This window comes from Vibrio sp. M260121, from assembly GCF_036533715.1.
Lineage (GTDB): Bacteria > Pseudomonadota > Gammaproteobacteria > Enterobacterales > Vibrionaceae > Vibrio.
Genome location: NZ_JATABF010000048.1, coordinates 24,764 through 38,239, shown reverse-complemented (window position 1 = coordinate 38,239; position 13,476 = coordinate 24,764). Strand labels below are relative to the sequence as shown.

Sequence of the window (13,476 nt, the reverse complement as noted above, 5' to 3'; positions counted from 1 at the left end):
ACATATTACAATCCGGTAAGAAGACATGGGACTCTAGGTGGAGTGAGCCCCATAGACTTTGAGCTAATGAATTAACCCCCTGTGTCTACTTTTAAGGGGTCATTCCATTCTCGATTCTCGATTCTCGATTCTCGATTCTCGATTCTCGATTCTCTTACAGCTTATCTGTCAGCTCGATTGCTTGACCGATGTAGTTCGCTGGCGTCATCTCTTTCAGACGTGCTTTCTCGTGCTCAGGAAGCTCAAGACCGTCGATGAAGTTACGCATTGCTTCGCCGTCTACACGCTTACCACGAGTTAGCTCTTTTAGCTTCTCGTATGGCTTCTCGATGCCGTAACGACGCATTACTGTTTGTACTGGCTCTGCTAGTACTTCCCAGTTCTTATCTAGTTCAGCAAGAAGCGCTTCACGGTTTACTTCTAGCTTGCTGATGCCCTTAAGGGTAGAAGTGTAAGCGATGATTGCGTAGCCAACACCAACACCAAGGTTACGTAGAACGGTTGAGTCAGTTAGGTCACGCTGCCAACGAGAGATAGGCAGTTTCTGTGCTAGGTGGCCGAATACAGCGTTCGCAAGACCTAGGTTACCTTCTGAGTTTTCAAAGTCGATTGGGTTAACTTTGTGAGGCATTGTTGAAGAGCCAATCTCACCGGCAATCGTTTTTTGCTTGAAGTGACCTAGTGCAATGTAACCCCAAACGTCACGGTCGAAGTCAATCAGGATAGTGTTGAAACGAGCGATAGCGTCGAACAGCTCAGCGATGTAATCGTGCGGTTCGATTTGAGTTGTGTAAGGGTTCCAAGTTACGCCTAGAGACTCAGTGATGAACTCTTCAGAGAATTTGTGCCAATCTAGCTCTGGGTAAGCAGAAAGATGTGCGTTGTAGTTACCTACTGCACCGTTGATTTTCGCTAGGATCTCAACGTTTTCGATTTGCTTGAATTGACGCTCCATACGGTACGCCACGTTTGCCATTTCTTTACCCATAGTAGATGGAGAAGCAGGCTGACCGTGTGTACGAGATAGAAGAGGAATGTCGCGGTATTCCACTGCTAGCGCTTTGATAGCGTCGATTAGGTTACGGATTTCTGGAAGAATCACGTTCTCACGCGCTTCTTTAAGCATTAGAGCGTGTGATGTGTTGTTGATGTCTTCAGAAGTACATGCGAAGTGGAAGAACTCGTTTACTGCGTGCAGTTCAGGAACGTCTGCTACTTTCTCTTTTAGGAAGTACTCAACCGCTTTAACGTCGTGGTTAGTTGTACGCTCGATCTCTTTGATTCGGCGTGCATCTTCTTCAGAGAAGTTTGCAGCAAGGTCGTCTAGGAATTGGTTTGCTTCTGCGCTAAACGCTGGCACTTCTGCAATTTCAGCAGTAGCAGCAAGCTTTTGTAGCCAGCGGATTTCAACGATAGTACGGTACTTTAGTAGACCGTATTCACTGAAAATTTCGCGTAACGCAATTGTCTTGCTTCCGTAACGGCCGTCTACTGGTGAAACAGCAGTCAATGCTGACAGTTCCATGATGTTCTCCTGAATTGGGTTTCTAAATTTCGTGAGCTTTATACCAATAACTGTGGCAATTGTCACGAATATTGCGCAAACGTTTGCGCGAGATTTGTTTTGGTCTAAAAAAATGAGCTCGCGATAAACGCGAGCTGCTTACTAGATACCTTATTACATTCGAGCAAGAAGGATTTGCGCTTGCTCTACCATCTTTTTGCGTCCGAAGATTAGGTGGCGACGTTTACCGCCAACTTGACGCCAAAGTACTGCACTACGAATACCCGATAACAACAGAGCACGAACTTTGTGCTGGTTAGAGGTTTGTTGCAGTACCGATGGAGTACCAGTTACTTGAATACGAGGACCAATAGGGCTGACTACATCCAAGTAAATGCTTGCTAGGTTGCTGATCATTTGATCATCTAGCAATTCAAAATGTTCCGTTTGACGCTGAGCCATTTGGATGCGATCACCAAGTTGTGACATTGCATCGTTACGACCCGATAGCTTGCGCTCTAATGCCATTAGGCTGATGATGTAGCGAGTGACTTCACTTCCCGATGGGGTGCTATCAATCCCTTTCACCAAGCATTCAAGACCCAGCTTAAGGTCGGCTTCGCGGCCGAAAACACCAATGGTGTTCGCTGGGCTAGTATTCAAAATGGCGTTAATTGACGTTTCAAAGGCATCTTGATCACAATGTCCGTTTCTCGCTACCTGTTGAACTAAGGCAACAGCTTGGCAGATACCTGCAAAAGCGATAGTACGGTCATAAAGTGTATTCGCCACGTAACGACTCCTAAGCTTGAGAATATTTAATGCGTTGCTCGATGATGCCGCCACCTAGGCACACGTCATCTTTGTAGAACACAGCTGATTGACCTGGAGTTACAGCAATTTGTGGCTCGTCAAAGATCACTTTAATGTTTTCATCATCGATAGGGATGATTGTACAAGGAATATCTTCCTGACGGTAACGAGTTTTCACTGTGCACTTCATAACATCGCGAATTGGCTCACGATCTACCCAGTGAAGTTGTGACGCAAGTAGACCTTCTGATTTCAACATTGGATGGTCTTTACCTTGAACGGCAATCAAAACGTTACGTTCTAGGTCTTTCTCACCAACGAACCATGGGTCTTCGTTACCACCGCCGCCTTTACGGCCACCGATGTGCAGACCTTTACGCTGACCAAGTGTGTGGTACATCAGGCCTTGATGTTGACCAATCACTTCGCCTTCAGGCGTTTCGATGTTGCCTGGTTGAGCTGGAAGGTAGCGACCTAGGAATTCTGTAAACTTGCGTTCACCGATGAAACAAATACCCGTAGAGTCTTTCTTCTTCGCTGTGATTAGATCTTGCTCTTCCGCAATGCGGCGTACTTCTGGCTTCTCTAGATCACCAACAGGGAATAGGCTACGTGCGATTTGCTCGTGGCTTAATGTGTATAGGAAGTAGCTCTGGTCTTTGTTGCCATCTAGACCACGTAACATTTGTGGTTTTTCCTGTTCTTCACCAGGTAAAGCGTCTTCTGGGAAAGAGCGACGCACGTAGTGACCCATTGCAATGTAGTCAGCATCAAGTACTTCATCAGCGAATTCTAGGAATGCTTTGAACTTGATTTCTTTGTTACAAAGAATGTCTGGGTTTGGTGTACGGCCTGCTTTGTATTCAGCAAGGAAGTACTCAAATACATTATCCCAGTACTCAGCAGCAAAGTTGATGGTGTGTAGGTGAATGCCTAGCTTGTCACATACTGCCTGAGCATCAGCAAGATCTTCTGCTGCTGTACAATATTCTTCGTTGTCATCTTCTTCCCAGTTCTTCATGAACAGGCCTTCTACTTGATAGCCTTGTTGCTTGAGAAGATACGCAGAAACAGATGAATCAACGCCGCCGGACATGCCGACGATGACTTTCTTTTGGCTGTTATCAGACATTACTAAACACCACTAAAATTAACGGGACGTAGATTCTACCAGAATCCACTGACCGGTGACAGATCCGAGATCGAAATCACACTTCGATTTTGGCTTAAATTTATCCAAATGCGAAGGTGAGGGTTAAATTCGATAAGTATAGAAGGGTTATATATGGCATAGTTGGCAAAAATCCAAGAGGAAAAAGTAAATGACTGAAGAAAACCAATTTATGCAAGAAAGTGAGTTGATTGAAATTGTTGAAAATCAGCTAGAAGATGGCAATCCGCTCAAAGTAAAAGAAACCCTGATGCGTTTAATGATGACAGGTACACCGCGTGAAGATGCGGTTGCGATGATGGCATGTGCAATGTCGATTGAGATTTTCGACGTGATGAAAAACGAAGGTGAATTCAACCTTAAACGCTACAGTGAGCACCTTGATCAATTACCAGATTTGGGTTTCATGGAAGGCGAATAGGCCGATTGAAAGAAAAAAGCAGACTGCAAACGTTTGCTATAATTGCCTTTATTGCTGCTTTAATAACGGCGGTATAGAATCCGTTCTCCTTTTCATCCCTTACTCTGACTAACAATATGAAATTTCCTGGACAACGCAAATCCAAGCACTATTTTCCTGTTCATGCTCGTGACCCATTGGTGAGCCAAGCACAAGAAAGCAAAAAGATGACGCGCACACACATCATCGGCATTGATCAAACGCTGGTTGATATTGAAGCGAAAGTGACAACGGATGTGATTGAAAAGTACGGTTTGAGTAAAGGACACTCGTTGGTAATTGATGACGCAACTGCAGAAGCGCTATACCAACAGCTAAAAGAAGAATGCTTAATTACCAATGAGTATGCTGGTGGCACAATTGGTAACACGCTGCACAACTACTCAGTGTTGGCAGATGACCGCTCAACACTTCTGGGCGTAATGAGCCAAGATATCAAAATCGGCAGCTACGGTTACCGCTACCTATGTAACACATCTAGCCGTATGGACCTGAACTACCTACAAGGTGTTGATGGTGCAATCGGTCGTTGTTTTGCTCTTATTACCGAAGATGGTGAACGTACTTTCGCAATCAGCGAAGGTCAAATGAACCAACTTCATCCAGACAATATCCCTGAGAAGATCTTCAAGAGCGCATCTGCTCTAGTTCTTACTGCATACCTTGTTCGTTGTAAAGAAGGCGACCCAATGCCGGAAGCAACGATGCGTGCTATTGAATACGCGAAAAAGCATGATGTACCAGTGGTATTAACGCTAGGTACTAAATTCGTTATTCAAGATGACCCAACATTCTGGCAAGAATTCATTCGCGATAATGTTTCTGTTGTTGCAATGAACGAAGACGAAGCAGAAGCATTAACGGGTGAGTCTGATCCTTTAGCTGCTTCAGATAAGACGCTTGAGTGGGCTGATCTGGTTCTTTGTACTGCTGGTCCTGTAGGCCTGTTTATGGCGGGTTACACTGAAGAAAGCGCTAAGCGTGAAACTTCATTGCCACTGCTTCCTGGTTCTATTGCTGAATTTAACCGTTTCGAATTTAGCCGTCCTGCTAAGAAAGACTCATGTGAAAATGCAATTAAAGTATATTCACATATCTCTCCATACATGGGTGGCCCTGAAAAAATTAAGAACACCAATGGCGCAGGCGATGCGGCATTGTCTGCGGTTCTTCACGATATGGCAGCAAATAAATACCACAAAGAAAATGTGCCTAACTCAAGTAAGCACAGTAATGAGTATTTAACTTATTCTTCATTCTCTCAAGTTTGTAAATACGCGAACCGAGCAAGTTACGAAGTGTTAGTGCAGCATTCTCCACGTCTTTCACGTGGTCTTCCTGAGCGTGAAGATAGCTTGGAAGAGGCATACTGGGAACGTTAATTCATTCTGTTGAATTACCCAACTTAGCACATAAGTGAAAAAATGGCGCATTTCGAATGCGCCATTTTTGTATCTATTTATAGATAAATAAAAAGGTTCCCATTGGGAACCTTTTTAAAATTCATAAATCTTTTATTAGATTAGGAAATCGTCTAGAGATTTACCTGCATCAAGTTGCTCTTGGATTGCAGAAGGTGTACGGCCTTGACCTGTCCAAGTTTTTTCTTCGCCGCTAACGTCAGTGTATTTGTATTTAGCAGGGCGAGGAGCGCGTTTAGATTTTGCTTTAGTTTTTGTTTCACCAGCAAGTGCGCTAATTAGTGCTTCAACGTCGATACCGTCTTGAGCTATTTGCTCAGCGATAGCAGCTAGTTTTGCTTCTTGCTCAGCTTGTGCTGCGCGGTCTGCTTCTTCTGCTTCTTTACGCTCTTCAACAACGATAGTTAGTTTATCTAGAGCTTCTTCTAACTGTTCTAGAGTCAGCTCACGAGAAAATGCACGAAGGCTACGGATATTTAGAAGTGTTTTAGTCAGCTCTGACATAACGATTCCTATTAATAAGTTAAAAGGTTCGACATTGCTTATCGAGACGATAAATTAAATGCGAAAATAGAATTTAAACATAGAGTCCTTATATTTAACTTTATCTTTCTCATATGTGCAAATGCTAATTCATGATTTAGATTAAATTTCTTTAGTTTTTTCGGTAATCAACAATATTAATTAATCAAATTGAAATCTAATTAGCCATTTCTAACACTTTTTACTTTATAGATACTGTCTTTTTCTCGATCACCATCATGTTTATTTATCGCTTGAATTAAATTTCCATTTTTCTGACAGAAAAGGACGAGCTATCGAATGTTCGTATCGTCATATTTCTTTCATTTATTGTTGCACGTAAAACTATGGCGAATTTAATAGTAGTAATAAAGTTTCATAAACATCAAGGTTGAAGCAATTGCAGTTGCACAATGTATGATTGGATCACATTTCATTTATAAATCAAAAGCTCGATTATTTATTCATTTAATTTAGTTTGATGTGTTGCATTGGTAGGCCTCATGAGTACAATGGCTGTCACCTGATGCAATGTTGCAGATAAATTGTTGTTAATTTGTACGATTAACAGTTAAATGTTTGTTGTTGCCGTAGAGGTGCAGTCTCGAAGAGTAGCTATTATTGGGGTGATGCCAATGAATAATAGTGGAAGGCGAGGATTGCCGAAGTAGGTGGCCTATCGAAGCCACTTGCTGGGGTTGTCTCTGAAAGGAACAACACTGCCATAGTATATTTACATTAAACTATGGAGCGCTACTGTAGGGTTGGGTGGAGTGTTCGCTTCCCTGTCGCTAAGTTCAACATGAGCTCGTACCGTATGCTACGTGACTTGTCTGCAGTAGATCTCTAGCCAAACTTTGGTTTTTGAAGATCATGAATTTAATAGATTTTGCACATTCTCCTGTTTCGTTATTACCGCCTATTGTCGCACTGACGCTGGCGATTCTAACTCGACGTGTTTTAGTTTCTCTTGGTGTTGGTATCGTACTGGGTGCGGTGCTACTTAACGATTGGTCTATCGGTAACACGGTAGGTTATGTTAGCTCTCAAGTTTCTTCTGTCTTTATTGAAGACGGTGGTATTAATACTTGGAACATGAGCATTGTTGGCTTCCTAATCCTTTTAGGTATGACAACAGCACTGTTAACACTTTCTGGTGGTACTCGCGCTTTCGCTGAATGGGCGCAAACACGAGTAAAAAGTAAACGCGGCTCTAAACTTCTTGCAGCCTTCCTTGGCGTATTCATTTTTGTCGACGATTACTTTAATAGTCTTGCCGTTGGCGCGATCTCTCGCCCAGTGACTGACCGTTTCTACGTCTCTCGCGCTAAGCTCGCGTACATCCTTGACTCAACCGCTGCACCAATGTGTGTGATCATGCCAGCTTCTAGTTGGGGGGCGTACATCATTACCATCATCGGTGGTATCTTGGTGTCACACGGCATCACTGAATACTCGGCGCTTGGTGCTTACGTTCGTCTTATTCCTATGAACTTCTACGCAGTATTTGCTCTACTAATGGTATTTGCAGTAGCGTGGTTTGGTCTGGATATCGGTAAGATGCGTGAACATGAAATCGCAGCGTCTCAAGGCCGTGGTTTTGATAAAGATAAAGAGAACGACTCACAAGAAGCACACGACCTAAACGAAGAGCTAGATATTCGTGAAAGCGAGAAGGGTAAGGTTTCTGACCTAATTCTTCCTATCGTAACGCTTATTGTGGCGACTATTGCTTCTATGCTTTACACCGGTGGTCAAGCGCTAGCAGCAGATGGTAAAGAATTTGCGCTGTTGGGTGCGTTTGAAAACACTGATGTTGGCACTTCTCTAATCTACGGTAGTTTACTTGGTCTAGTAGTTGCGTTGTTCACTGTTATTAAGCAAGGTTTACCAATGGTTGAGATTGCACGCACGCTTTGGATTGGTGCTAAGTCAATGTTTGGTGCAATCCTTATCCTTGTTTTCGCTTGGACTATTGGTTCAGTTATCGGTGACATGAAGACGGGTTCTTACCTATCTACAATGGCGCAAGGCAACATCAACCCACACTGGCTACCAGTTATCCTGTTCTTGCTGTCTGGCCTAATGGCATTCTCTACAGGTACGTCATGGGGTACGTTCGGTATCATGCTTCCAATCGCGGGTGACATGGCTGGCGCAACAGACGTGGCACTAATGCTACCAATGCTAAGTGCGGTTCTAGCTGGTGCAGTATTTGGTGACCATTGTTCACCAATTTCAGATACAACTATTCTGTCGTCAACAGGTGCACGCTGTAACCACATCGATCACGTATCGACGCAGCTACCTTATGCATTATCAGTGGCGTTTGTGTCATGTATTGGCTTTATCACGCTGGGTATGACTGCATCGATCGCGTTCTCTTTCATCGCTGCATCGATCACTTTCGTTATCGTTTGTGCGATTCTGTCGTGGCTATCGAAGTCTAAAATGGCATCCTGTCAGAACGCGTAGTTGGCTTTATTAAGCGTATAAAAGAGGAAGCTCCGCTATTGCTAGCGGAGCTTTTTTATACGCGATTTATGGTGAGGGGGGCAAATCGCGTTTTGGGGATAACCTATTAAGTCCACACTAATGTAAGCAAAGGAATATAAGCAAATGGTGTGCCTATTTTAACTTTATGAATTATAAGGAACTTTTATTTAAGCTTTTAACGCGATGAGCTAACTTTATGATAATTAACAGTTCACCTGTTACACAGTGTTACGTTACAGTTCTAGCGAAATTTAACGCTATGTGGGCTTGTTAGATGGGCAGGTTATATTTCTTGATTAGGCGGTAGAGTGTGGTCCTAGAAATCCCTAAATGCCTCGCAGCCGCACTCATGTTGTGTTTATTGTCTTCGATTGCTTTTAACAAATAATCTAAGTCAATTTGTTCGACAGAAGGAAGGAGCTGTCTTTCGTTATTGTCCAAGCCGAGATCGGCGATGTGAAGAGTGTTATCCTCACACATTACAATCGCTCTTTGAATGACATTGCGCAGCTCTCTCACGTTGCCGGGCCATTTATGTTTCAGTAGCTTTTTCTTCACTTCCGGAGACATACTCTGAACTTTTCCGTTGGATAAATCTTCTAAAAAACGCTCTGACAACATGACCGTATCCTCACCACGCTTTCGAAGTGGGGGGATAGTGAGTGGTAGTATGTTCAGTCGGTAAAATAAATCCTCTCGGAATCCTCCTTGTATTACTTCACTTTTTAAATCTACATGGCTGGCTGCGATGACGCGGCAATCCACATCAATGATTTTGTCTGCACCAACTTTATGGATTTGCTTACTCTCCAAAAAATGCAGCAAATGAATTTGTAGATCAGGTGGCATGTCGCCGATTTCATCGAGAAATAGTGTCCCTTTGTTCGCTTTTTGAATGAAGCCAATTCGATCCGAAATCGCACCCGTAAATGCTCCTTTCTCATGACCGAAGAGCTCTGATGCGATGAGTCCGCTTGGAATCGCTCCGCAGTTAACTTCAACAAATGGGTATGTATGTCTACTTGAAAGTTCGTGAATGATTCGAGCACACATACCTTTGCCCACCCCGGTTTCGCCTTGGATGAGTACTTCCGCATCACATTGCGCGTATTTTTTGAGTTTGTTACGTAGTTCACTGATGCAAGTGCTATTACCAATAAGAGGAAGTAATGGATCTGCATCCAAAGAACGTCTGTGTAACGTAGCTTTGCATTTTTGCACTTTCATTTTTCTTCTCTTTTATGCCCCACACAAAGTTTAGTAACGAACGTAGTCTCAAAATTGAGCAACATGTGCCACTATTGAGAAAGGTCTCAGTAATGGAGTTTGAAGGATTTTAAACGGTTGTTTTTAGAAGATTTAGTACTACGCCGTTTTTTTATAACAAATTGATGGCATAAATGAGTTTGCGTGATGCATTTTTGATGATTGAAATGAAAATTAAAGTTAACAAAATCAATTGGATAATAAAAATATTAGGAAAAGTGCAAATTCGTTGTTGAAAAAAAATTAATCCTTGGTTAGTGTGGTCTTTAACGAAGTAACACAATCGAGCCTTAAATAAGTATGCGTAATTTTGCAATGAACATTCATCACCATCATCACCCAGCCTAGTCTTTCGGGAGATGTACGCATGCCCGGGAGATAGGAAACTCCCGGAGGTGAAAATCAAAGTGGAAACAGATTTTAAACCCTCGGGAGACCAACATCTCTCGAGGGTTTTTTAGTTTTACTGGTTTATAAAAATATTCAAATTACCGAATTTGCACAGGGATAATGTAATGCAAACACAACGCTTAAGAATCGCAATTCAGAAAAAAGGCCGCCTAAGCAAAGAGAGCCAAGCTCTACTGAAAAAGTGTGGCGTGAAATTCAACGTAATGGGTGAGCGTCTAGTGGTTCACTCAGAGAACATGCCAATTGATTTGCTTTTGGTTCGTGATGACGACATCCCTGGTTTGATTATGGATGGCGTAGTAGACCTTGGCTTTATCGGTGAAAATGAACTGGAAGAAGTTCGTCTAGATCGTAAAGCGTTGGGTGAACCGTATGAATTTGTTCAACTTCGTCGTCTTGATTTCGGTGGCTGCCGTTTATCTATCGCAATCGACAAAGACGAAGAGTACAACGGCCCTCAAGACCTCGCTGGCAAACGTATCGCTACGACATACCCACAACTGCTAAAAGCTTACATGGATGAAGCGGGCGTTCCTTTCTCAACATGTATGCTGACAGGCTCTGTAGAAGTTGCCCCTCGCGCGGGCCTTGCTGATGCCATCGCTGACTTGGTTTCTACTGGTGCAACGCTGGAGGCTAACGGTCTTAAAGAAGCTGAAATTATCTTCAAATCAAAAGCGACACTGATTCAACGCACTGGTGAGTTTGACGCAGACAAAGTGGCGCTAATCGAAAAGCTCTTGACTCGTATGCAAGGTGTACAGCAAGCGAAAGAGTCTAAGTACATCATGCTACATGCACCAGCTGAGAAGCTAGACCAAATCAAAGCACTGCTTCCTGGTGCAGAGGACCCAACGGTATTACCTCTGTCTGCTGACAAGCAAAAAGTTGCGGTTCATTTGGTAAGTACTGAAAACCTGTTCTGGGAAACCATGGAACAGCTAAAAGAACTGGGTGCGAGCTCAATTCTAGTACTACCAATTGAAAAAATGATGGAGTAATCGCAATGAGAACAGTCGTATGGCAATCGCTAAGTGAAACGCAGCAAGACTCAATCCTAGAACGTCCTGCAATTACAGAAGGTGCGAATATCACTGCCGCGGTTTCTGAAGTAATCGCAAAAGTTCGCAAAGAAGGTGATGCTGCATTATTGGATCTGACTGAGAAGTTTGACCGTGTGAAACCGGAATCCATTCGTGTTTCCGCTCAAGAAATCGATGAAGCGTCAGCGCGTCTTTCTGAAAAGATGAAAAGCGCATTAGAGCAAGCGTATGAAAACATCATTAAGTTTCACAAAGCACAAAAGCCACAGCCAATCAAAGTAGAAACTCAACCGGGTGTACTTTGTGAGCAGGTAACGCGCCCAATTCAAAAAGTGGGTTTGTACATTCCCGGTGGCAGTGCGCCATTGCCATCGACTGTTTTGATGCTTGGGGTTCCTGCAAAAATTGCAGGCTGTCGTAAAGTGGTGCTTTGTTCTCCACCGCCAATTGCTGACGAAATCCTCTATGTAGCAAAACTGTGTGGTATTGATGAAGTGTACAACGTTGGCGGTGGTCAAGCCGTCGCTGCAATGGCTTACGGTACAGAAACCGTATCTAAAGTTGATAAGATCTTTGGCCCGGGCAACGCCTATGTGACAGAAGCAAAACGTCAGGTAAGTAATGATTTCCGTGGCGCAGCGATTGATATGCCAGCAGGCCCATCAGAAGTGTTAGTGATTGCCGATGAAACCGCAGACCCAGACTTCATTGCTGCAGATCTTCTAAGCCAAGCGGAGCACGGCCCTGACTCTCAAGTGGTACTTGTGACACCTTCACCTGTGATTGCGGATCAAGTGACGGATGCGGTTCAACGCCAACTTAAAGAACTGTCTCGTGCGGACATTGCCGAGCAAGCATTAGCTTCAAGTTTGATTATTATTGCTGAGTCTCTGACTCAATCGGTTTCAATCTCAAATTACTACGGTCCTGAGCACTTAATTGTTCAGACTAAGAACCCACGCGAGCTTCTGCCTCTATTAGACAATGCAGGTTCTATTTTCCTAGGTGACTGGTCGCCTGAATCAGCAGGTGACTACGCATCGGGTACTAACCACGTTCTTCCTACTTACGGTTACACACGTACTTATTCAAGCTTAGGCTTGGCGGACTTCTCTAAGCGTATGACGATTCAAGAGCTATCTGCTGATGGTCTAAAGAACCTTGCCCCTACAGTGGTCACTATGGCTGAAGCAGAGGGCTTAGATGCACACAAACGTGCAGTGACAATTCGTACTGAAAAATTAACCCGTGTAGAAAAACTGGCCGCTAAGTAAGAGGACAATGAGATGGAAAAGCTAGCGCGTAAACAAGTCCAACAACTTACCCCTTATTTATCGGCTCGCCGAATTGGCGGTACTGGTGACGTATGGCTAAATGCCAACGAATCACCATTTAACAATGAATACAAAACAGACTTTGCTCGTCTTAATCGTTACAGCGAATGCCAACCGAAAGAACTGATTTCCGCTTACGCGGCGTATGCGGGTGTGAAACCAGAACAAACGCTGACTTCTCGCGGTGCAGATGAAGGCATTGAGCTACTGATTCGTGCTTTCTGTGAGCCGGGTGAAGATGCGATTCTTTACTGTCCACCGACTTACGGTATGTACGCTATCAGTGCCGAAACCATCGGTGTTGAGCGCAAAACCGTACCACTGACGTCAGATTGGCAACTAGACCTTGCAGGCATCGAAGCCAATCTGGATAACGTGAAACTGGTTTTCGTATGTTCGCCAAACAACCCAACAGGTAACTTGGTTAAGCGTGAAGACATTGTGTCTCTGCTTGAAATGACAAAAGACCGAGCAATCGTTGTAATGGATGAAGCGTACATTGATTTTTGTCCAGAAGCGTCAACGGTAGATTTGCTGGCGCAATATCCGAACCTAGCAATTCTGCGTACTCTGTCGAAAGCTTTCGCGCTTGCTGGTCTGCGTTGTGGATTTACGCTTGCGAACGAAGAGTTGATTAATGTACTTCTTAAAGTTATCGCACCATATCCAGTACCGGTTCCAGTGGCAGAAATTGCTACTCAAGCGCTGTCTGAAGCAGGTCTAGCGCGAGCGAAGTTTCAAGTTCTCGACCTGAATGCAAACCGAGCTTACTTACAAGTTGGTTTGTCAATGATTCCGGGATTGGAAGTCTTTGAAGGATGGGGGAATTACCTATTGGTGAAGTTCCCAGATGGTGATGATCTTTTCAAAGCCGCTTGGGATACGGGCATTATTTTACGTAACTCACCAATCGAGAACTGTGTACGTATCAGTGTGGGTAACCGCGACGAGTGCGAAAAAACACTCGGATTTATCAGAAACTACTACTCATAAGTAGAAAAAGTATTTATCGCTCTCGCTCAATAGCGGGAGCGC

The 13,476-nt window shown here is 43.8% G+C and carries 11 protein-coding genes, 1 riboswitch and 1 other annotated feature; of the genes, 6 read left to right on the top strand and 5 right to left on the bottom strand.

Annotated features, from left to right (window positions below; translation table 11 throughout):
* Nucleotides 1-154: 154 nt before the first annotated feature.
* The 3 genes from purB to mnmA form a co-directional block, all read right to left on the bottom strand.
* The gene (purB, locus tag QTO06_RS21250) at nt 155-1,525 is read right to left on the bottom strand and encodes an adenylosuccinate lyase (RefSeq protein ID WP_005378198.1); all 1,371 of its coding nucleotides are present in this window, start codon (nt 1,523-1,525) and stop codon (nt 155-157) included.
* Nucleotides 1,526-1,678: 153 nt separating this feature from the next.
* Nucleotides 1,679-2,296: a high frequency lysogenization protein HflD gene (hflD, locus tag QTO06_RS21245; RefSeq protein WP_005437207.1), complete on the bottom strand. Its 618-nt coding sequence runs from the start codon at nt 2,294-2,296 to the stop codon at nt 1,679-1,681.
* A gap of 10 nt (nt 2,297-2,306) precedes the next feature.
* Entirely contained in the window at nt 2,307-3,449 is a 1,143-nt protein-coding gene (gene mnmA / locus QTO06_RS21240; protein ID WP_005450776.1) for a tRNA 2-thiouridine(34) synthase MnmA, read from the bottom strand.
* 190 nt (nt 3,450-3,639) lie between these two features.
* On the opposite strand from mnmA, the gene QTO06_RS21235 reads away from it, so the two are divergent.
* Together QTO06_RS21235 and QTO06_RS21230 are read left to right on the top strand one after the other, a co-directional pair.
* Nucleotides 3,640-3,909, top strand: a complete 270-nt coding sequence (locus QTO06_RS21235) for a hypothetical protein (RefSeq protein ID WP_005437209.1) — start codon at nt 3,640-3,642, stop codon at nt 3,907-3,909.
* 116 nt (nt 3,910-4,025) lie between these two features.
* Nucleotides 4,026-5,330: an inosine/guanosine kinase gene (locus tag QTO06_RS21230; protein ID WP_331409704.1), complete on the top strand. Its 1,305-nt coding sequence runs from the start codon at nt 4,026-4,028 to the stop codon at nt 5,328-5,330.
* 135 nt (nt 5,331-5,465) lie between these two features.
* On the opposite strand, the gene QTO06_RS21225 is transcribed toward QTO06_RS21230, so the two are convergent.
* Complete coding sequence (locus QTO06_RS21225) at nt 5,466-5,873, bottom strand: H-NS family histone-like protein (RefSeq protein WP_005437211.1); 408 nt, start codon at nt 5,871-5,873, stop codon at nt 5,466-5,468.
* 601 nt (nt 5,874-6,474) lie between these two features.
* A riboswitch (Lysine riboswitch) is annotated at nt 6,475-6,655 on the top strand.
* A gap of 109 nt (nt 6,656-6,764) precedes the next feature.
* Between QTO06_RS21225 and tet(35) the strand changes: the two genes are divergently transcribed.
* On the top strand, nt 6,765-8,366 hold the full coding sequence (tet(35), locus tag QTO06_RS21220; RefSeq protein WP_331409702.1) for a tetracycline efflux Na+/H+ antiporter family transporter Tet(35): 1,602 nt from the start codon (nt 6,765-6,767) through the stop codon (nt 8,364-8,366).
* Between the two features lie 291 nt (nt 8,367-8,657).
* Here the strand turns inward: tet(35) and txr are convergent, their stop codons facing one another.
* Nucleotides 8,658-9,614: a putative sigma-54-dependent transcription factor Txr gene (txr, locus tag QTO06_RS21215; protein ID WP_331409700.1), complete on the bottom strand. Its 957-nt coding sequence runs from the start codon at nt 9,612-9,614 to the stop codon at nt 8,658-8,660.
* A gap of 362 nt (nt 9,615-9,976) precedes the next feature.
* Nucleotides 9,977-10,115, top strand: a sequence feature (His leader region).
* A gap of 53 nt (nt 10,116-10,168) precedes the next feature.
* On the opposite strand from txr, the gene hisG reads away from it, so the two are divergent.
* The 3 genes from hisG to hisC are packed head-to-tail and all read left to right on the top strand — an operon-like array spanning nt 10,169 to nt 13,434.
* Nucleotides 10,169-11,065 (top strand): ATP phosphoribosyltransferase, encoded by an 897-nt coding sequence (gene hisG / locus QTO06_RS21210; RefSeq protein ID WP_005427525.1) that lies wholly within the window; start codon nt 10,169-10,171, stop codon nt 11,063-11,065.
* Between the two features lie 5 nt (nt 11,066-11,070).
* On the top strand, nt 11,071-12,381 hold the full coding sequence (hisD, locus tag QTO06_RS21205) for a histidinol dehydrogenase (RefSeq protein WP_331409698.1): 1,311 nt from the start codon (nt 11,071-11,073) through the stop codon (nt 12,379-12,381).
* Between the two features lie 12 nt (nt 12,382-12,393).
* Nucleotides 12,394-13,434 carry a histidinol-phosphate transaminase gene (hisC, locus tag QTO06_RS21200; RefSeq protein ID WP_005450761.1) on the top strand — a complete coding sequence of 347 codons (1,041 nt, stop codon included), beginning with the start codon at nt 12,394-12,396 and terminating at the stop codon, nt 13,432-13,434.
* Nucleotides 13,435-13,476 lie beyond the last annotated feature (42 nt).